At 51.9% G+C, this 19,326-nt stretch carries 22 protein-coding genes; 11 read left to right on the plus strand and 11 right to left on the minus strand.

Annotation, left to right across the window (positions count from 1 at the left end; all coding sequences use genetic code 11):
• The first annotated feature begins 25 nt into the window (after positions 1-25).
• On the plus strand, positions 26-640 hold the full coding sequence (locus ABFZ84_RS06435; RefSeq protein WP_369313134.1) for a histidine phosphatase family protein: 615 nt from the start codon (positions 26-28) through the stop codon (positions 638-640).
• A gap of 21 nt (positions 641-661) precedes the next feature.
• Here ABFZ84_RS06435 and ABFZ84_RS06440 read toward each other — a convergent pair whose 3' ends face one another.
• Positions 662-1,855 carry a BaiN/RdsA family NAD(P)/FAD-dependent oxidoreductase gene (locus ABFZ84_RS06440; RefSeq protein WP_369313135.1) on the minus strand — a complete coding sequence of 398 codons (1,194 nt, stop codon included), beginning with the start codon at positions 1,853-1,855 and terminating at the stop codon, positions 662-664.
• Positions 1,856-1,961: 106 nt separating this feature from the next.
• Between ABFZ84_RS06440 and ABFZ84_RS06445 the strand changes: the two genes are divergently transcribed.
• Positions 1,962-2,207 (plus strand): exodeoxyribonuclease VII small subunit, encoded by a 246-nt coding sequence (locus ABFZ84_RS06445; protein WP_369313136.1) that lies wholly within the window; start codon positions 1,962-1,964, stop codon positions 2,205-2,207.
• A gap of 2 nt (positions 2,208-2,209) precedes the next feature.
• On the opposite strand, the gene ABFZ84_RS06450 is transcribed toward ABFZ84_RS06445, so the two are convergent.
• Entirely contained in the window at positions 2,210-2,812 is a 603-nt protein-coding gene (locus ABFZ84_RS06450; RefSeq protein ID WP_369313137.1) for a 2-hydroxychromene-2-carboxylate isomerase, read from the minus strand.
• A gap of 8 nt (positions 2,813-2,820) precedes the next feature.
• A complete protein-coding gene (locus ABFZ84_RS06455; RefSeq protein ID WP_369313138.1) occupies positions 2,821-3,561 on the minus strand; it encodes an SDR family oxidoreductase in 741 nt (246 codons plus the stop codon).
• A 267-nt stretch (positions 3,562-3,828) separates the two neighbouring features.
• On the opposite strand from ABFZ84_RS06455, the gene dxs reads away from it, so the two are divergent.
• Positions 3,829-5,742, plus strand: a complete 1,914-nt coding sequence (gene dxs / locus ABFZ84_RS06460) for a 1-deoxy-D-xylulose-5-phosphate synthase (RefSeq protein WP_369313139.1) — start codon at positions 3,829-3,831, stop codon at positions 5,740-5,742.
• A 41-nt stretch (positions 5,743-5,783) separates the two neighbouring features.
• Here the strand turns inward: dxs and ABFZ84_RS06465 are convergent, their stop codons facing one another.
• Complete coding sequence (locus ABFZ84_RS06465) at positions 5,784-6,356, minus strand: type 1 glutamine amidotransferase domain-containing protein (protein ID WP_369313140.1); 573 nt, start codon at positions 6,354-6,356, stop codon at positions 5,784-5,786.
• A gap of 186 nt (positions 6,357-6,542) precedes the next feature.
• Between ABFZ84_RS06465 and ABFZ84_RS06470 the strand changes: the two genes are divergently transcribed.
• Genes ABFZ84_RS06470 through ABFZ84_RS06480 form a run of 3 tightly spaced genes read left to right on the plus strand, consistent with a single transcriptional unit; the run spans position 6,543 to position 9,618 of the window.
• Positions 6,543-7,271 carry a TlyA family RNA methyltransferase gene (locus ABFZ84_RS06470; RefSeq protein ID WP_369313142.1) on the plus strand — a complete coding sequence of 243 codons (729 nt, stop codon included), beginning with the start codon at positions 6,543-6,545 and terminating at the stop codon, positions 7,269-7,271.
• 49 nt (positions 7,272-7,320) lie between these two features.
• The gene (locus ABFZ84_RS06475) at positions 7,321-8,541 is read left to right on the plus strand and encodes a class I SAM-dependent RNA methyltransferase (RefSeq protein ID WP_369313143.1); all 1,221 of its coding nucleotides are present in this window, start codon (positions 7,321-7,323) and stop codon (positions 8,539-8,541) included.
• A gap of 3 nt (positions 8,542-8,544) precedes the next feature.
• Positions 8,545-9,618, plus strand: a complete 1,074-nt coding sequence (locus ABFZ84_RS06480; protein WP_369313144.1) for a class I SAM-dependent methyltransferase — start codon at positions 8,545-8,547, stop codon at positions 9,616-9,618.
• Here ABFZ84_RS06480 and ABFZ84_RS06485 read toward each other — a convergent pair.
• Positions 9,615-10,580 (minus strand): alpha/beta fold hydrolase, encoded by a 966-nt coding sequence (locus ABFZ84_RS06485; RefSeq protein WP_369313145.1) that lies wholly within the window; start codon positions 10,578-10,580, stop codon positions 9,615-9,617. The two genes, ABFZ84_RS06480 and ABFZ84_RS06485, sit on opposite strands and share 4 nt — an antisense overlap.
• A 43-nt stretch (positions 10,581-10,623) precedes the next feature.
• Positions 10,624-11,727 carry a chorismate synthase gene (gene aroC, locus ABFZ84_RS06490; RefSeq protein WP_369313147.1) on the minus strand — a complete coding sequence of 368 codons (1,104 nt, stop codon included), beginning with the start codon at positions 11,725-11,727 and terminating at the stop codon, positions 10,624-10,626.
• 103 nt (positions 11,728-11,830) lie between these two features.
• On the opposite strand from aroC, the gene pdxH reads away from it, so the two are divergent.
• Positions 11,831-12,487: a pyridoxamine 5'-phosphate oxidase gene (pdxH, locus tag ABFZ84_RS06495; RefSeq protein WP_369313148.1), complete on the plus strand. Its 657-nt coding sequence runs from the start codon at positions 11,831-11,833 to the stop codon at positions 12,485-12,487.
• A 73-nt stretch (positions 12,488-12,560) separates the two neighbouring features.
• The gene (locus ABFZ84_RS06500) at positions 12,561-12,899 is read left to right on the plus strand and encodes a hypothetical protein (protein ID WP_369313149.1); all 339 of its coding nucleotides are present in this window, start codon (positions 12,561-12,563) and stop codon (positions 12,897-12,899) included.
• A gap of 2 nt (positions 12,900-12,901) precedes the next feature.
• On the opposite strand, the gene ABFZ84_RS06505 is transcribed toward ABFZ84_RS06500, so the two are convergent.
• Both ABFZ84_RS06505 and ABFZ84_RS06510 read right to left on the minus strand, forming a co-directional pair.
• Positions 12,902-13,810, minus strand: a complete 909-nt coding sequence (locus ABFZ84_RS06505; RefSeq protein ID WP_369313150.1) for an MBL fold metallo-hydrolase — start codon at positions 13,808-13,810, stop codon at positions 12,902-12,904.
• A gap of 1 nt (position 13,811) precedes the next feature.
• Positions 13,812-14,750 (minus strand): hypothetical protein, encoded by a 939-nt coding sequence (locus tag ABFZ84_RS06510; RefSeq protein ID WP_369313151.1) that lies wholly within the window; start codon positions 14,748-14,750, stop codon positions 13,812-13,814.
• Between the two features lie 133 nt (positions 14,751-14,883).
• On the opposite strand from ABFZ84_RS06510, the gene ABFZ84_RS06515 reads away from it, so the two are divergent.
• Positions 14,884-15,234, plus strand: coding sequence for a hypothetical protein (locus ABFZ84_RS06515; RefSeq protein WP_369313152.1), 351 nt, complete (start codon positions 14,884-14,886; stop codon positions 15,232-15,234).
• A gap of 5 nt (positions 15,235-15,239) precedes the next feature.
• On the opposite strand, the gene ABFZ84_RS06520 is transcribed toward ABFZ84_RS06515, so the two are convergent.
• Positions 15,240-15,611, minus strand: a complete 372-nt coding sequence (locus ABFZ84_RS06520; RefSeq protein WP_369313153.1) for a hypothetical protein — start codon at positions 15,609-15,611, stop codon at positions 15,240-15,242.
• Between the two features lie 6 nt (positions 15,612-15,617).
• The gene (locus tag ABFZ84_RS06525; protein ID WP_369313154.1) at positions 15,618-16,070 is read right to left on the minus strand and encodes a TIGR01244 family sulfur transferase; all 453 of its coding nucleotides are present in this window, start codon (positions 16,068-16,070) and stop codon (positions 15,618-15,620) included.
• Positions 16,071-16,202: 132 nt separating this feature from the next.
• Between ABFZ84_RS06525 and ABFZ84_RS06530 the strand changes: the two genes are divergently transcribed.
• Positions 16,203-16,646 (plus strand): VOC family protein, encoded by a 444-nt coding sequence (locus tag ABFZ84_RS06530; RefSeq protein ID WP_369313155.1) that lies wholly within the window; start codon positions 16,203-16,205, stop codon positions 16,644-16,646.
• Between the two features lie 15 nt (positions 16,647-16,661).
• The gene (locus tag ABFZ84_RS06535) at positions 16,662-17,054 is read left to right on the plus strand and encodes a VOC family protein (RefSeq protein ID WP_369313157.1); all 393 of its coding nucleotides are present in this window, start codon (positions 16,662-16,664) and stop codon (positions 17,052-17,054) included.
• A gap of 220 nt (positions 17,055-17,274) precedes the next feature.
• Here ABFZ84_RS06535 and ABFZ84_RS06540 read toward each other — a convergent pair whose 3' ends face one another.
• Positions 17,275-18,975 carry an amidohydrolase gene (locus ABFZ84_RS06540; protein WP_369313158.1) on the minus strand — a complete coding sequence of 567 codons (1,701 nt, stop codon included), beginning with the start codon at positions 18,973-18,975 and terminating at the stop codon, positions 17,275-17,277.
• Positions 18,976-19,326 lie beyond the last annotated feature (351 nt).

A 19,326-nucleotide genomic window follows, 5' to 3' on the forward strand; every position in this document is an offset into this window, starting at 1 on the left:
AGCTAATCAGTAATTTGAAGGTCTCATGATTGGACGCATAATTACCGCACGCCACGGGCGCCCTGACTTGTCGCGAGACGTTAAGATCACTGCTCGTGAGTATGGGGACTGGTGGGCGCGATATGACGAGAGCGGTCTCGCTCCTGGTGAGGCACCGCCCGAAAGTTTGGTGCGGCTGGCCGCCGGCGCAAAAACGGTCATTTCGTCGACATTGCCGCGCGCTATTGAAACAGCATCTATGGCGACGAAAGGCAGTCGTGACGTCCCTGCAGATTCGATCTATGTTGAGGCACCTTTGCCGCCACCACCTGTGCCTAAATTTCTTCGACTACAACCAAGGCTTTGGGGCGTGCTTTCGCGCATTTTTTGGATGATGGGACATACGCCGGAGGGCGTAGAGAGCAATGGCGCTACGTGGCAACGCGTGGAGAAAATCACCAAAAACCTCGAAGCCCACGCGGAAGATGGCGACGTTCTACTTTGTGCGCATGGTTATCTCAATTGGATGATCGGTCGTCATCTGCGCAAGAATGGTTGGACGTGTACAGAACACCAGGGTGGCCATGATTACTGGTCTTGGCGTATCTACCAACCACCAGGTGTGAAGAACGAGGTGGGAGCGCACGCAGCAGCGGAATAAATTCGTGGTCCGGTGGGCAGGCTAAATTACCTGCCCTGCGGCCCAACCACTAGACCACGCCCATTGAAAATTATATCCGCCCAGCCAGCCAGTGACGTCCACGGCTTCGCCAATGAAATAAAGTCCGCTCACTGATTTTGCCTCCATTGTCTTGGAGGATAGATCGTTGGTGTCGATGCCGCCCAGCGTCACCTCGGCTGTGCGATACCCTTCGCTACCGACGGGCTTAACCCGCCATTGCTGTGCACCTCCCGCTAACGCTTTGAGATGTTTGTCAGATAGGTCGCCAAACTTTTCTGGAACATGGGCGCGTTTTGTGACCCATTCCGCAAGGCGTTTGGGCAGGTGTGTTGCCATCACTGTATGGGGCGCGAGTTTGCCGTTTTTCTGGCGGCCCGCTTTTAAATCCTCATAGAGATTGATGTCTGGTGTCAGGTTTATTTCGATTTCGTCGCCTTCGCGCCAATAGGAGGAAATTTGAAGAATGCTCGGCCCGGAAATGCCGCGATGCGTAAAGAGTAAAGCTTCGCGGAATGAGGTTCCGTTACAGCGGATTTCGGCGTCGGCGCTAATACCGCTGAGGGGTTTGGTTTGCTCCAACAATTCAGTCCCAAATGTGAACGGAACCAAGGCTGGCCGAGTGGTGACGATGTTAAGTCCGAATTGGTCGGCGATGCGATACGCAAAGTCTGTTGCGCCCATTTTGGGGATCGATTTGCCGCCCGTCGCGATCACAAGCGACGAAGTCACAACTGGGCCTTCGCTAGTCAGTAAGCGAAAGCGGTCGTCGGTTTTTTCAACGCGCTCGACAGAGGTCGAAAGGCATGTCTCAACGTTCGCATGCTCGCAGTGTTCAGTCAGCATATTGATGATCTGAATCGAAGGTCCGTCGCAGAATAATTGCCCTAGCGTTTTTTCGTGCCAGGCAATATTTTTGGCATTGACCCATTTTATAAAATCGGTCGGGGTGTATCGCGTTAGGGCCGACTTACAGAAATGCGGATTTTGGGAAATAAAATTGGCATGTGTGGTTCGGGTGTTGGTGAAATTGCAACGTCCACCGCCGGAGATGCGAATTTTCTCGCCCGGCGTGTCGGCATGGTCGATCAAAAGAACGCTGCGCCCTCTGCGGCCAGCCTCAATAGCGGCCATCATGCCTGCGGCACCGGCTCCGATTATCGCGACGTCATATTCTGCTTGGGAAATTTTGCTCATAGCCGTGGGTCTTATTGAGTTATTGAGCCGGGTCAATCTTTGTGGCGCAGGGATCGGGGCAAATTCGGGCTTGCCATTGGTCGGTCGCCGCCGCTAAACCATCTTTATGGCTAAGAAACCCGATGATATCTCGACCCTATCTTTTGAAAATGCCCTCGCGGAGCTTGAATCGATTGTTCAAAAGCTCGAAAGCGGGCAGGCAGCCCTTGAGGATTCAATCGCGCTTTATGAGCGCGGAGCCGCGCTAAAGGCGCATTGTGAGACTACACTTAAGGCTGCTCAGGAAAAAATTGAGAAGATTGTTGTGGGTGCCGACGGCAAGCCAAAAACCGAATCGGCAAGCTTTGAATAGGGTTAGCCCCGACTGACCGCTTCGGCGACCTGATCTAGCCGGTCTTTCCCGTAAAACATCTCCTCGCCCACAAAAAATGTAGGCATTCCAAAAACGCCTCGCTCCACAACGGCTTCGGTCTCGCTGATAAGGGTGGATTTGATCGCGGGGTCTTTTGTTGCGTCAACGATTGCTGCGCCGTCAAAACCCGCCTCGGTCAATGCGGTTTTCACTATTTCGGGGTCGTCCATTTTTCGTGGTTGCTTCCACATCAAATCAAAGACTGCGTCGGTATAGCCGTCGAGAATTCCGTCACGTTTTGCGACCATGGCACCGCGCATAATTAGCAAGGTATTGATTGGAAAGTTCGGATTAAATTCGAAAGGAATGTCGTGTTTTTCTATGAACCGTTTCATTTCTAACTGCTCATAGGCCAACTTTCCTTTGATCGGGGCGTAAGCATAAAAAGGCGATTGGTTGTTGGTGGCTTTGAAAATTCCTCCAAGCAGACACGGATTGAGCGTGACCGCAGCATTTAGGTTGGCTGCAATGTCCGGCAACAATTTGTATGCGAGATAAGCATTTGGACTGCCGAAATCATAGATAAACTCGATTGTCTTTTTCATCTTTATACCTACCATTTTTCTTTCCATGGCCGCAGGTCCAACTCGTGGGTCCATGCGCTGCGCGGTTGATTGTGAAGCCAGACATAATTCTGTGCGATGGCATCGGGCGATAGAATCGTGTCTTCCCTGCGCGCTGTGTCGGGGTCCGGATGCATCTTTCGGATAAAGTCAGAATCAATCGCGCCGTCAATGATTACATGCGCCACGTGAATATTCTTTGGCCCTAACTCCCGCGCCATTGATTGTGCTAGCGCCCTTAGGCCATGTTTCGCCCCGGCAAAAGCGGCATAGCCGATACCACCTCTTATGCTGGCGGTTGCGCCGGTAAAGATAATCGTTCCATGACCGCGCTTCGTCATGACTTTTGCGGCTTCGCGCCCCATGAGGAAACCGGCAAAGCAGGCCATTTCCCAAACCTTTTTATAAACTTGCGTCGTTGTCTCTTCGATCGCGAAGTTCACATTCGCCCCAATATTAAAAACTGCGACCTCGACCGGTGCGATATCGCGCTCAATCTTATCGAAAAGCGCAATCATTGCGCTCTCATCTCGCGCATCCATCGGCAGTGCGTGCGCGTCTCCTCCGTCGGCGCGAATCGATTGCGCCAGTGTCTCTAGCGCTTCTGCGTGACGTGGGCGTCGGCTAAGGCAGGCGCTAAACCCTTCGCGGGCAAATGCCCGCGCGATTGCCGCGCCGGTATCATCGCCAGCACCTATCACGACGCAGGATTTTTCGGGCTTTTGGGTCATTTGAGCGCTCACAGCAAGGGCTAAGAAACTCAAGATGCGTTGTCGTTGCTATGTGGGCAATGGGGAATGGCAGCACCATTTCGACTTGCCGCGACCCTTTGGCAACAATCGCGGTCAAATCACGGTTAGGTCACAGTGGTTTCGGACAAAAAGGGGTAGAGAAATATTGGCAAAGCGCTAGAACGGTCGTCTCATTTTTGACGCCTTCATTGAGTATCGCCCTGAAAGCCGAATTGATGAGAAGAATGATAATAAAGAGGTACGATCATGGCCGTTGAAACGCCGCTTCTAGACACCGTCAAATTCCCGGTGGATTTGCGCAAGCTTGAGAAATCACAATTGCGTCAGCTCGCCGATGAATTGCGCGCGGAAATGATTGATGCGGTCTCCGTGACTGGCGGCCATCTCGGGTCCGGTTTGGGGGTTGTCGAACTGACAACGGCAATTCATTACGTCTTCAATACGCCCGATGACCGTTTGGTCTGGGACGTTGGTCACCAATGCTACCCACATAAGATTTTAACGGGCCGTCGCGACCGTATACGGACATTGCGCCAGCCGGGTGGGCTTTCTGGTTTCACCAAGCGATCTGAAAGCGAGTATGATCCGTTTGGCGCGGCACATGCTGCGACATCGATCTCTGCTGCGACTGGATTTGCCGAAGCGTCGCGACACCTTGAAAAAGAAACGACTTCTATTGCCGTTATCGGCGACGGTTCAATGTCGGGCGGTATGGCCTATGAGGGCCTCAATAACGCTGGACATCTTGGTTCAAAGCTTGTCGTTATCCTCAACGACAATGATATGTCGATTGCGCCGCCTGTTGGTGCCATGAGCGCATATCTCGCACGAGCGTCCTCATCAGGGGTGTATCAGGGGTTCCGCTCATTCGGTAAGCAGCTCGCAAAACGCCTGCCAAAAGCGATCTATAAACAACTTGCCAAAGCTGAAGAATATGGCCGCGGGATGGTGTCTGGCGGCACATTGTTTGAAGAGCTTGGGTTTTATTACGTCGGTCCCATCGATGGGCACAATCTCGATCAACTTGTGCCGGTGCTCGAAAATGTCCGTGATATGAAAGAGGGGCCTGTCCTCGTTCATGTGGTAACGCGTAAAGGTGCGGGTTATCCGCCTGCGGAAGAATCGTACGATAAATATCACGGTGTTGCGAAGTTTGATGTTGTTTCTGGTAAACAACAAAAAGGCACCCCGAACGCACCAGCCTATCAAAAGGTATTTGCAAAGGCGCTGATCAAAGAAGCAGAAACCGACGACAAAATCGTGGGCATTACTGCGGCGATGCCATCGGGCACTAGCCTTGATATGTTCGCTGATGTTTACCCCGACCGTTGTTATGATGTTGGCATCGCCGAGCAACATGCCGTGACGTTCGCGGCCGGGCTCGCAGCCGATGGGATGCGGCCTTTCGCGGCAATTTATTCAACATTCCTTCAGCGCGCTTATGATTCGGTTGTGCATGATGTGGCTATTCAGAACCTACCGGTTCGGTTCCCGATGGACCGGGCGGGCTTGGTTGGTGCTGATGGATCAACCCATGCGGGTTCATTCGACATCGCCTATCTTGGGTGTTTGCCAAATATGGTTTTGATGGCGGCGGGTGACGAAGCCGAGTTAATGCATATGACGGCTACTGCCGCGGCATATGATGAGGGGCCAATCGCATTCCGCTATCCGCGCGGTGAGGGGGTTGGCATTGACCTGCCAGAACGCGGCAAAATCCTTGAAATCGGCAAAGGCCGGATTGTGCGCGAGGGTACCAAAGTCGCGCTTTTGGCACTTGGTGGACGTTTATCCGAGGCGCTAAAAGCGGCTGACACCCTAGAGACTCAGGGCATTTCTACGACTGTGGCGGATGCGCGATTTGCAAAGCCGCTTGATCATGATTTGATCATGCAGCTTGTTCGCAATCATGAAGTGTTGATCACAATCGAAGAAGGCTCGCGCGGTGGTTTTGGTGCGTTTGTCCTTCATTACCTTTCTGATCAGGGTGTTCTCGATACCGGGTTAAAGATCCGTACAATGACATTGCCGGATCTGTTCCAAGATCAAGATAGCCCCGCCAAGATGTATGACTTGGCTCAGTTAAATGCCGCACAAATTGTTGAACGTGCGCGACAGGCGCTTGGTGTTTCGTCAAACGTTGTAAATTTACGCGGTTAAGCTTTTAAAAAAGCCCCGCATTAAGCGGGGCTTTTTTTTGATTACGCTGCGATCGATTTTGCTTGTCGGTCGTGTTTGCCTTCACAAAACTCCTCGACAATCTTTTTGTTAAACGCCTCTAGGTCATCTGGGCTGCGGCTGGTGACCAACCCTTGGTCAACAACAACTTCTTCATCGCTGACGGTGGCACCTGCATTTTCAAGATCTTTTTGTATCGATGGATAGCCGGTCATTTTGCGGCCCGTCACTACGCCTGCGCTGATTAGAACCTGTGGCCCGTGACAGATTGAGGCGACAGGCAATTTGCGCTCAAACGCGCCCCGAACAAATGAAAGAACTCGTTCGTTTTGACGAAGGGCGTCGGGGTTATAGAGGCCGCCGGGGATCAAAATACCGGAGAATTCGCCAATATCGGCGTGTTCAATCTCCTGATCGACCTTCGCGGACTTACCCTTTTCTCCGTGTTCAACGCCCTGAATTTCGCCGGGCTTTAGGGAAATGATATCGACTTTGGCACCGGCTTTTTTCAATGCTTCGAGTGGCGAAAACAATTCGGATTGCTCAAAGCCATCGGTGGCAATAATCGCGATCTTTTTGTTCTCAAGCTTACTCATAAAATCTCCTCTTTCTATCTTTTGTGTCCGGATGACACAAATGCCCAACACAAAGCTAAGAACGTTGTTCCGATCATTCACATGAACGTTATGAAGGGCGAGGACGAGGAATTCATGTGGTGCTCTGTTCGTTTCGGTCTGGGGGCGCTAAACAGGGTTTTTCCGTAGTGACCCGAAAACCAATCAATGCGTCTTGATCATTACCTGACCCAACACGGCCTTTTTGAAAGTCGTGCCCGTGCGCAAGAAGCGGTCACCGCAGGGTTGGTGCGTATAAACGGCATAACCGCGATAAAGCCCGCACAAAAAGTCGCTGATGATGCGAGCGTCACTATTGAGGGCGCAGTCCACCCCTATGTATCGCGCGGCGGGTTAAAGCTCGAAGCGGCGCTCGACCATTTTGGGTTTGATCCGAGCGGACAAATTTGCCTCGATCTTGGTGCGTCTACTGGCGGATTTTGTGATGTGTTGTTGCGACGTGGGGCGACGCGAATTTATGCCGTCGATGTTGGACAAGGGCAGCTGCATGAAAAAATTGTTCGCGACGAACGGGTGATTAATCTTGAAAAAACTCATGCGAAAGATCTGAACGGTACGCTAGTGCCCGAAAAAATTGCGCTAATTGTGTGCGATGTTAGTTTTATTGGGTTAAAAAAGGCGTTGCCGTTCGCGATGTCACTGGCGGCAGTGGACGCAAACATGGTTGCACTGATCAAACCTCAATTCGAAGTCGGCAAAGCTGGATTAGGGAAGGGCGGCATTGTTAAGCCGGGACTTGCCGGACCAGTGGTGGAAGATCTGACTGCATGGATGAACGCTATGGCCGGATGGTCCGTGATTGATGTCATCGATAGCCCGATCGTCGGTGGCGACGGCAATAAGGAATTTTTACTTGGCGCAACGAAATCGAAATAGACGAAAAACGCGTTCTAAAAAAACTGCGCCAGAACGACACGCGACCGTCATGATTGAAAAACTTGGTGCGCGCGGCGATGGACTGGCCATGGTGGATGGAAAACCCATATATATTCCGTACACTGTGCCGAACGACAAAGTCGAAATTAGCTTTCGCGGAGAGCGGGGGACGGTCCGTAGTATTTTGAACGCGGGGCCTGACCGTGTCACAGCGCCATGTAACTATTACGGAACGTGCGGTGGCTGCCTGATGCAGCACGTCAGTGAACAATTATATATGGGGTGGAAACGGGATATTGTGGTGTCGGCTCTGCGCCGAGAAGGTTTCGATGAAGATGTCATTGTGCCATTACAGCACTGCACTCCCGCTTCGAGGCGTCGGGCGCAATTCGCGATCAGAAAAACAAAAGATACTGTTTTGTTTGGGTTTAATGAGCGTGGTTCATCGGCGCTGACAGAAATTTCCGAATGTATTGTTCTGGCACCCGAACTTGATGCGGCTATCCACGGGCTAAAGGCCATAGCGACAGCGACGCCGTCGCAATGGCGAAAATTCGATATGATGGCTACGCTTTGTGATAATGGAATTGACGTTTCGATTACCGGTGGGGATGCAGACGAGGACGATCTTGGCGCGTCTTTGGCAACGTTGGTGGAGGTTGCGCGCGAAAACAATTTCATTCGTCTTTCGATTGATGATGCGCCCGTGGTTGTATTTTCAGAACCGGTTGTACGTTTTGGGGCGGTAGACGTTTCGATACCGCCCGGCGTATTTCTTCAGGCCAGTCGCGAAGGAGAGCAACGATTGATTGACCTTGTTGTTCCGTATTTGGCTGCGGCCAAGCGGGTCGCGGATTTGTTTTCCGGCTGCGGAACATTTTCATTTGCCGTTGACGCGCATGTGGATGCGTTCGACATCGCAGGGCCGGCTATCGAAGCATTAGAGATTGCGGCACGGCGATCAAACCTTCGCCACCCTACAAAAGCGCATCGGCGCAATTTGTTCGACCGCCCGTTGTTACCCGCAGAGCTAAATAGCTATGGCGCAGTGATTTTTGATCCGCCCCGCGCCGGTGCACAGGCGCAGTCGGCACAGCTCGCAAAGAGCAATGTGCCCATAATTATTGGGGTTTCGTGCAATCCAACGAGTTTTGCGCGCGATGCAGCGATTTTGCGTGAGGGCGGCTACGAGCTGTCGCATGTGACGCCCGTTGACCAATTCGTCTATGCTGCCCATGTTGAACTGGTTGGGGTTTTTCGAAAAGGCTGACCCATGGCTCCGTTAAATACGATGATTGCGAATGGCGCGAAGCGAGCGGCATATGGTGCTTCGCAGGCCGCAAGGGTATTATGGTACACTGGGCATTATGCCTATGGTCGGCGTCTTATGGGGCCGCTGACCGAACCCGGAGAAGCACCCTATGCGGAAGAATTTGGGCCGCTTGATCGAGATCGACTAAAATCATCATTCAAAGAATTATTCCATCGCGATTGGAAAAATATCGAAGCGGGCGAATATAAATTGCCGAAAGAATCGCGGCGAATGCCGTCGTTTCGGCGTATGTTGCGTGAGAGTCGGGATTATTTAAGTGATGCACAAAACGTTGCACGTCGAAAGCATACGCGTGGTCATTCTGAGGTCCTGACAGAGGCCCAGCGAGCGAAATATCCGCGTTATTATCTCCAAAATTTTCACTATCAGACAGATGGTTGGCTGACGGAGAGTTCCGCCGAGCGCTATGATATGCAGGTTGAAACATTATTTACGGGGTCCGCCGACGCGATGCGACGCCAGGCATTGCCGAGGATACGGCATGCGCTTTCTGGGCGTGATATGACGGACGCAAGTTTGTTGGACATCGGATGTGGGGTTGGTCGATTTCTGGAGAGCGTCAAGGATAACTGGCCGGTGTTGCCGGTAACGGCACTTGATCTGTCTCCTGCTTATCTAACTAAGGCCCAGACCCGCCTTGGCCGATTTCGTGATGTGACATTTGTTCAAGGGAAAGCCGAGGATACGCAATTAGCCGCGCAATCATATGATGTGATTACTGCTGTATATTTGTTTCATGAGCTACCGCCAGCCATTCGCCAAGACGTAGTTGCCGAATGCGCGCGGTTATTAAAGCCCGGCGGAAAAATGATTATTGTCGATACCATTCAGTATGGCGATGAGTCGGGTTTTGATATTCTGCTAGAAAACTTCCCACGCGGATTTCATGAACCTTATTATGATAGCTATTGCCGGACTGATCTTTCTGCGTTGATGGATGCGGAAGGCCTGACAAAGATAGACGAGACCGTGGCGTTTCTCTCCAAGATTTCAATGTTTGAAAAACTCGTTTAGTTGGGTTTTTCCACGAAAGATTGTTGCAGGAACTTTTCGATATCAGCGGCGGTTTTTGCGGGTGCTTCTTCCATCGGTAAGTGCCCGATGCCGTCATAGACAACGGCTTCGGCGTGGGGGAGTCGTTCTTGGAAGCTTTTAACAGCGCTCACATAAATCAACTGGTCGTCTTCGCCCCAAATAAGCAAGATCGGCATGGTGAGTTCATGAATTTCATCTGCGTAATGTGTTTCCCTGTCCGCTAATGCCCTCAGGGCTGCCGCCCGCCGGTTACCGGGCAGGCGCAGTAACTCCCAGTAGCGATCAACCATTTCATCGGTGATGATTGATTTCACTGAAACAGTTTCCATCGCTGATTTTTTCACGAGGCTTCGTGGGGTGTATTGTTGCATTAGGAACCGGCCAATTGGTGTGCCAAGCAATTTGAAACCGATATTCAGTGGCGGATTTTCTTCGCCTTCGCGTAACGGCATGCCAGATGCATCAAGCAGGATAAGCGCGCTTACTTTGTCGGGATTGGCGAGGGCGTAACGCCACGAAACCCAACCGCCCATGGAATTGCCGCCCAAAACGAATTGGTCAAGGTCAAGTGTCTCGACCAATAGGTCGAGCGCATCAGCCATGCCAGAAAATTGATAGTCATCATCCGGATGCGGACCGGTCAAGCCATGTCCCGGTTGGGTATAGGTGATGACGCGATATTCATCACCCAGCAGCGCCACAAGTGGTTCCCAATTATGAAGTGACGCTGATGTACCGTGGACCAAAACAATCGGGATGCCATCGGGGTTGCCTTGGTCGTGATAATGTACCCGTAGCCCTGCGCCATTATCGGCGAATTGCGATTCGGCATTGGTGTATTTTTCGGCCATCGCAAGCGGGTCGGTATCCGGTGTGCGTAATAAAACCAAAACCCCAAAAATGGCGACGATGGGCAGAACAAATAGCGCGAATTTTCTCATGCGCGGATCGTAGCCGCTATATTATGTGTTGGGAACGAATTTCTCAGCGCCCACACTGCGCGCGGTGGAGGAGGGCGTGATCGGCCAGCACCAGCGCCATCATCGCTGCGCCAACGGGAACGCCGCGAATACCGACACATGGGTCATGACGGCCCTTGGTTTGAACGGTTGTTTCTTCGCCTTGTGAGGTAATTGTATCGCGCGGTGTAAGGATTGATGACGTCGGCTTTACGGCGAAACGGACGACAATATCTTGACCGCTTGAAATACCGCCCAAAATACCGCCTGCTTTGTTTGACTGAAAATCGGGTGCGCCGCTCCGCATACGAATTTCATCTGCGTTTTCTTCACCGGAAAGTGCTGCGGCGTCGAACCCGGCACCAATCTCAACGCCCTTTACGGCATTGATTGACATCATCGCGCTGGCAAGATCTGCGTCCAGTTTTGAATAAACCGGCGCGCCAAGGCCCGCCGGAACGCCGGCGGCAACGACTTCGATCACCGCCCCCATAGAGGAGCCGGATTTCCGCGCCGCATCGAGCTGTTCGGCCCAGCGGGTGGCCGCTTTTGCGTCGGGACACCAGAACGGATTGTTATCGACTTCCATCCAATCGAAATTGTTGCGGTCAATTTTGTCAGCGCCCATTTGCACCATACAGGCACGGATATTGACTGGCGCATCGAGGACTGCGGCGAGAGCTTTTTCGGCGACCACGCCGGCGGCGACACGCGCGGCCGTTTCTCGGGCCGATGATCGACCGCCGCCGCGGTAATCGCGAAAGCCATATTTCGCGTCATAGGTGAAATCAGCGTGGCCGGGACGGTATTTGTCACGGATCTCGGAATAGTCCTTTGACCGTTGATCCATATTTTCGATCATCAGGCTAATTGGTGTTCCGGTCGTGCGCGGGCCGTCGGTTCGGTCGTCTTCAAATACGCCCGACAGAATTTTGACGGCGTCCGGTTCTTTGCGTTGTGTCACAAATTTTGAGGTGCCGGGTTTGCGCTTATCGAGGGCTTCTTGAATATCCTCCGCCCGCAACAGCAGGCCCGGTGGGCATCCATCAATGACGACCCCGAGAGCAGGTCCGTGTGATTCGCCCCATGTTGTGAAGCGAAATGCTTTGCCAAAACTGTTGAAAGACATGCTTGATCCGTATTATGCCGTGGCCCTTGATGGGCGAGTTATAGCCCTAAAGGCATTTTCTTCATAATTCCCTCTCTTATCGGGAGCGGCAAAGGAACCGTCAATGTCCGATCTTATTCCGCCAAGCCCGTCAACCGAAGCCTATAGCGCCGAAGCGGACCAAGGTGACGTCTTCTCGATCAGCGATCCCACGGCATTATTCGCGGAATGGCTGGGCTTGGCGCGCGAAAACGAGATGAACGACCCTAACGCAATGGCGCTGGCCACGGTGGATAAGTCAGGTATGCCAGATGTGCGCATGGTTCTGCTCAAAGATTTTGACGCATGTGGGTTAACTTTTTTTACCAATACGGAAAGTGCGAAGGGTGAGCAGCTTGCGGCAACGCCGAATGCGGCAATTTGCTTTCATTGGAAATCGATTCGTCGGCAGGTTCGTTTTCGCGGCACCGTTTCTCCAGTAACAAAAGTCGAGGCCGATAGCTATTTTGCAAAACGCGCGCGTGGCGCACAGCTTGGGGCACATGCATCTGCGCAATCTCGCATATTAGAAGAACCGAAACGGCTGAAGCGTGATATTGATAAGCTTGATAATGAACTCAAGGGCCGCGACGTGCCGCGCCCGGAGCATTGGTCTGGTTACAGATTGTTACCACTAGAGATTGAATTTTGGGTCAATCGCCCGTTCCGGTTACATGACCGGCTTCGCTACATTCGGCCTGACGGGAAAAGCGACTGGAAAACTGAGCGCCTATATCCGTAGTGTAATTTGCGAAGCTTACAGTTTTTTGTGTAGGGTTTCGTGGTTTGCGAATGTCTTAGGGAAGGAATTATTGATGATGAAAACAATTTTAGGGGCTGTCGCGGCGTTTGTGTTGACCAGCGGTGTGGCTATGGCCGATGATTGTGTGCTTGAGGCTGAAGCGCCTGCGATGCCCGATCCGAAAACTGCCACTGCCGAAGAACGCGCGGCGACCATCGCAGCGATCAAAGAATATCAAGCCGTTCTTGGTGAATATCGCGAATGTGTCACGATGATTTCAGACAATGAAGAACTTGAAATTGATGTTCGCAAGCAAGCGCTAAAAGACTACAACGCGACCGTTGAATCAGAAACTAAAGTTGTCAAAGAGTGGCAGAAATTTAGCAAAGCCTACGACAAGGCGAATAAATAGTATTATTGCGCGGCGGGTCGGTATTCCGATTTCATACCCGGCTCGCCGTCGCACTCTATTGTGCCGATCCGCTCGAGTCGGATCAAATGTGCAAGGACATTTAGCGCCGCCGCGCCATGCAAGCGCTTGTCAACGTCCGCATACATAGCAGAGACAATTTCTTTAATCCCGGTACGACCTTTTTTGATTTGATCAATAATTTGCGCATCGCGCATAAGGCGGTGCGTTCTGACGGCGCGGACAAAGCGCTGCGGCGTTTCGATCGGTGCACCATGGGTCGGGAAATATATTTCGTCGTCGCGCTCCAGCAAAACCGATAAGCTATCAAGATAGGCGGTCATGTCGCCATCGGGCGGTGCAACAACAGTTGTGGCCCAGCCCATTATGTGGTCGCCGGTGAAAAGCGCTTTCTGGGCGGGCATGGAAAAGCACAAATGGTTCGATAAATGGCCGGGTGTATGGATGACCTCAAGCGTCCAATCACGGCCGGTCAGGACCGCCCCATGAGCAATCAACTCGTCGGGCGCGTAATCATAATCAGCGCCTTCATCGAGTGCCGGCGCGTCGATTTTAGCGTCTCGTACCGGATGTGCGCTAAAGCCATAAATAGGTGCACCGGTCGCATCAGCGAATTTACGCGCAAGACCACAATGATCGCAGTGCGTGTGGGTCACGAGAATATGAGTGACCGTTTCACCGGAAAGAACCTCCAACAATGCCGCCAGATGCGCTTCGTCGTCGGGGCCAGGGTCAATGACAGCAACCTCGCCGGTGCCGATGATATAAGTCCCGCTACCAGTATAAGTAAAAGGGCCAGGATTGTCTGCAATCACCCGCCGGACGCCCGGACGCACGAGGTCAGGCACACCGGGGGTGAAGTGGATATCTTTTACAAAGGGAATTGCGGCCAATTTATTCTGCCTTCAATTTTTCATCGACCATAGCGGCAAAGGCTTTGGCCAAGCCGCGCATCGCCGTTAGTTTGTCTTGGGCACGCATGGCCGATGGGGGACCCATATCAGTTTTGTTGGCATCGACGATATAAATACGGCCATCATTGCGATTGCGCAAAACGTCTAAGCCACCAAAATCGAGCCGCATTGATTGAGCGAAAGCGGCAATTTTTTCACACTCGTCTGTAGAGAGCATTACCTCAATCGGCGCGAGATCAACACGATGGTTATCATTGGTAAAACGTAATTCGCACGTTCTACGTTTTAAGAAAACATATGGGGTCGTTTTACCGCCAACGATTGGTGTACGAATGTCTATGTGCTCAATACCATCAAATGTGTTTTCAATGACTTGTTGATATACGTGGCCCGGTTTCGGGGTCGCGATGGGACATTCAATTTTTTTGCCGTCATGCTTACCATTGGCTTCGGACTTTTCGACGGCTGTGCCGACAAAGGTCGTGGGATCAATCGTCAAGCTATATCCAAAGATTTCTTCAAAAGTCCGGGCCACGACGCTTTTGCGGATATCAAAGCAACCGATATTCAATGTTGGTTTTTGGGACGGTGCCCGGCGCGGTGCAGTTAAAAATTCGCGATCTTCAAAATAGAAATGTATGTCCGCCTCAGCGGGGTCATCGACGATCTTGACGTCGGCTAATTGGCAAACGGGCCATATGGCATAATAGGATCGTGGTTTTTTTGGAAAGAACGAAATCCGCGCGCGTGGTTCGCGTCCGCGCATTTTTCGTGTTGCGCGGACAGCGTTTATTACCCACACAAAACTCGCCATTCGCCATGCGTCTAATGCAAAGTCGCGGTTCAACGGAATTTGCGCCCCGGTTTCGGTCGCAACCAGCTGATTATTGTTAATTTTGAAATCGCCAAAAATAGACATGGGGTCTCCGCCGGCCCGTTCGCCGTATCGCAATCAACATGGCTTTTCTGCTCAAGACAAGGAAATAAAGCTTTGGTGAGGCTCTAAATTGTGATGAGTCGATAGTCGGCGCGGATATTGCGACGAGCCGCGCATGTGTACCGAAGCAAAACATTTTAACCGCCGCGCCGTTATATTTTTCACGGTTATCTTAACCTTGGCGCTCTATATCGCACCTGCGTTTGCCGGCACGGCGGGCAGTATTTCTATGGGTGACAGCACCGGCGGCATAACCGACCGCGCCTATGTGGCGGCACCGCCGAATTATCTATATGTGGTCGAAAAAGAGCGCGGTAGCTTTCTCGATTGCGGCGAAGGTCAAGATGGTCGTGCAACCGATGCTGATGGGCGCGACATGGCGGTCCTTCGGTGTGGGGTTACGCTGACCGAAACGATTGTCATTCCTGCGGCAGCATCAAGTGCACGGATCATCATTCATTATTGAGCTCATCAGCGAGTAGTCAAACAGCTATCGGTCTCTAATAGGTCGTCTTCGATGACCCTGACAGAAACAGAATACTTTTTGCCATAGTCAAAAGTGATGCCGCATTTGTCTTCTGTGGTTTCGTGCCATACCCGAGTGCGCCCAATGATGGTTGGGTCGTTGGATGATTTCACATCAAAAATTGTCGCCATTCGATCATTGGTGTTTAGCCCACCTGGCGCGAGGGTCATCTCAGCATCGATCACATAACCCTCAAAGGTAATTGCGCCAGACTCAGCTATTTCGGGGCAAGTACACGATGGAACTTTGCGAATTTCAGGCGGGGCATATGGGTCAATGGCCTGTAGCCCGGTAAGCAACAAAACAAACAAACTCATCGTCTATTATTCGTCCTCTTCAGTGCGCGCGGCGAGGCTCTCAAGTGCCTGTGCGTGCGGGCTGATGTTAAAACCGGCGGCTGCGGCCTCGGCGATGATGTCTTCGCTCGACCGGCCGTCGGTCGCCTCGCTGTAGGAACGCAGGATAACCGACCGCGTACCAGACGCACAAAAGGCCAATGCCTTTCCGTTTTTCACTTCATTTAACGCCGATTTCAAGGCCGAAATATGGCTCATGGAAAGGCCCCGCCCATCAATAGGGATATGCGCGTATTGGATATTGGCCGCTTTCGCGGCGGCTTCCATTTCGGTTGACGGCGGCTGGCCCGGCATTTCGCCATCAGGTCGGTTGCTGACGATCAAGGTAAAGCCTTGATCTGCTGCGATTGCGACATCATCAAGTGATATCTGTGGCGAGACATAATATTGGTCCGTCAGACGGATAAACTTTTCTGGCAACGGCTCACTCCTGAAGAAATACGCATGCTTGGCTCAATTCGGGTGGCTTACCCTAGGCAAACCTCAAGCACTTACATATGGTTTCGCGCGTCAGATTCAATTACGCAAGCTATGACGAGCGAGGAGCGCAAAATGTCAGATAATTCTGGATCACAGCAATCAGGTTCAATTTTTCACCTTGCTATTCCCGTTGATGACCTTGCTGCGGCGGAGGCGTTTTACGGCGACCTGTTTGGTTGTGACCGTGGGCGCCGTTCAGATCGTTGGATAGATTTCAACTTTTTCGGACATCAATTGGTGACGCATTTAGCGCCGGACGAGTGTGGGCGCGCCAGCACTGGCCCTGTTGACGGTAAGAATGTACCGGTGAAACACTTTGGTGTTGTACTCGACCCTAAGGATTGGGAGGCGCTGGCCGCTCGGCTTCAGGCAGCGGGCACTGAGTTTATCATTGAGCCAGGCATTCGGTTTAAGGGCGAGCCGGGCGAGCAAGGGACATTTTTCCTCTTGGACCCTGCGGGCAATGCCCTTGAGTTTAAATGCCTTCAGCAGATTGATCAGCTTTTTGCAGCCTAACAATCAGGGGGTGATATGCATATTCCGGACGGGTTTTCGCAAATCACGCCTTATATTTTTGCGGATGACGCATTGGCTTATATGGACCACCTTGTTCAGGCATTGGATGGCCTAGAGCTTGGCCGTACACTGAATGATGATGGAAAGCTTGCGAATGGTCAGGTCCGGATTGGTTCAGCGTCAATAATGGTGAGTGAAGCGGGGCAGGGCTTTCCACCATCATCCCTTGCGCTTTATCTCTATGTCGAGAACGCAAATACTGCTTTTGAAAAAGCAATCACAGGCGACATGACGAAAATCATGGACGTTGCCGATATGCCGTATGGGGATCGCCAAGGCGGGGTAAAAGATATAGCGGGAAATATTTGGTGGATTTCGCAACGGCTCTCATCCGCGCCATATTACTGAAGCGGTTAAGACATCAACCTTGTTCGTCTTGTTAGCATTCGTCATCCGGATCGCCGATTGAACGAATGGCGACCCACATATTCCAGAGCACGAAGACCACAAGCGCGAAAATTATCAAAAACTGCCAAAAGGTCATCACGGTGATTATATGGGGAGCCGGTTGGCCGTGTGCAATTATCCGCCCCTGTGTTTCGGCAAATTGGGTTTGTGGCCAGTGTGCTTATTTTTTGGCCTGAAAAATGATTTCTCCTGAAACCACAGTCATCACCGGCTTTGCGGTCAAAATGTCATCCTCAGCTATGGTCATGATATCTTTCGAAAACACGGTGAAGTCCGCTCTTTTTCCCGGTTCAATCGTGCCGAGCGCATTTTCTTGGAATGACGCATAGGCTGGCCACAACGTAAGCATTTTTAAGGCTTCGTCGCGGGTGACGGCTTGTTCAGGGTGCCAATATTCATCGCTGTAGCCGTTCAATCCTTTACGCGCCACAGCCGCATAGAATTCTATTAACGGATCGCCGCGTTCAACCGGCGCGTCAGAGCCACCAGCCACAACAGCACCGGCGTCGATGAGTGCACGCCAAGCATATGCCCCTTCGAGACGATCAGCACCAAGGCGATCTTTGGCAAAAAACATATCGCCAATCGCGTGCGATGGTTGCATAGAGGCTATTACCCCTAATTCCGCAAAGCGCGGAATATCTTCTGTATGAAGAATTTGCGCGTGCTCAATCCGCCACCGTATATCAGTCTTGTCGGGATGGCGCGCGAAAGTTTGTTCATACCAATCGAGCAACAGGCTATTGCCGCGATCGCCAATGGCGTGGGTGTTCACCTGTATGTCTGCACTGATGGCGCGTTCCAAGATCGGTCTTGCTTCGTCTGGGGTCATTAAAAGCAGGCCAGCGTTTTCTGGCCGGTCAGAATAAGGCTCGGTCAGAGCCGCGCCGCGCGACCCAAGTGCGCCGTCGATATAAAGTTTAATGGCGCGGGTGATGACGTGATTGTTTTTGTTTGTGCGTGGCGTTGCCTCGGCTAAGGCATCTAGACCTGCGACATCAATCGAGTTGTAAACGCGAATCGCGAAATCCTTCTGGTCTGACATCTCTTCGATGATTGCGATATTCTCTGGCGCGACAGACATATTGTGAAGGCCGGTCCACCCGTGGCTTGAATAAACCTCTGCGGCTTTTGAATATGCCTCGCGTTTTCGCGCCTCGTTTGGCGCGTCCCATAAGGCTTGTACCAGCGTCATTGCATTGTCGATCAGAATTCCGGTAGCGACGCCGTTTTCATCGCGTTCGATTTTGCCGCCAGCAGGGTCTGGGGTGGCGTCGTCAATATTGCTCGCAATCAGGGCCGCAGAATTGGCCACGAGAGCATGACCGTCAGCACGTATGAGCAGCACGGGAATGTCGTCACTGACCGGATCGAGATCGTAACGATTGGGCATTCGGCCTTCGGGCCAGCCTGTTTCAATCCAGCCTACGCCAATAATGCTTTTGGGATTGTCGGCTTGCTTTACGGCTTCGCTGAGCGCTTCGACCAATGCGGCGATCGATTCGGTACCCTCTAGATTGAAGGTAAGCTCTCGCATGCCTATTCCCAATAGATGGGCGTGGGCATCAGTAAAACCGGGATATAAAGCAGCGCCAGCAAGATCGACGATCTTGGGGTCTGGCCCTGCGCTGTCGATAATGATTTCGCGTGTCCCCACAGCAAGGATATTGCCCTCGGATACAGCGACGGCTTCTACTGTTGGTGCGTTCTCGACGCCGGTATAGATCGGCCCGCCCGTAAAGATCGTGACTGCGGGCTGTTGTGTTGTCGAATTCGGCTCAGCATCGTTTGAGCAGGCGGTCGACAAGAGAGCAAAAAAACTGGCGCTAAAAAGTCTGAAATTCTTTGTTGATAGCGCCATTGTCGCCTCCGGTTTTTGGTTGAAATCTAAATATTGTGGTTAGCGATATTGGTTAACGCCAGTAAAGTGAAATAGTTAGCGTTAAGATCACCGAACCCCTTGTGGAAAACAACCATTTCAGTTTACCAATAAAGGCGAAAACTGGGCAAAAATAGGGCTAGGTTTTGGTTAAAATACCCGTTATGCGGGAGTGATATAGGAAACTAATCTGCCCTGTTGCATTGCAGCAGTTTTTTCCGTTTTTAAGCCGAAATTCCGTTGACATTTGGGTCAACAGTTGGGATTTTACGCGCGCTGTTAAAGATTTATTAACGGCGCGACGTCCGGCGTTCCCGGATTCATTTATTAGTT

Source organism: Hyphococcus lacteus (assembly GCF_041058985.1).
Lineage (GTDB): Bacteria > Pseudomonadota > Alphaproteobacteria > Caulobacterales > Parvularculaceae > Hyphococcus > Hyphococcus lacteus.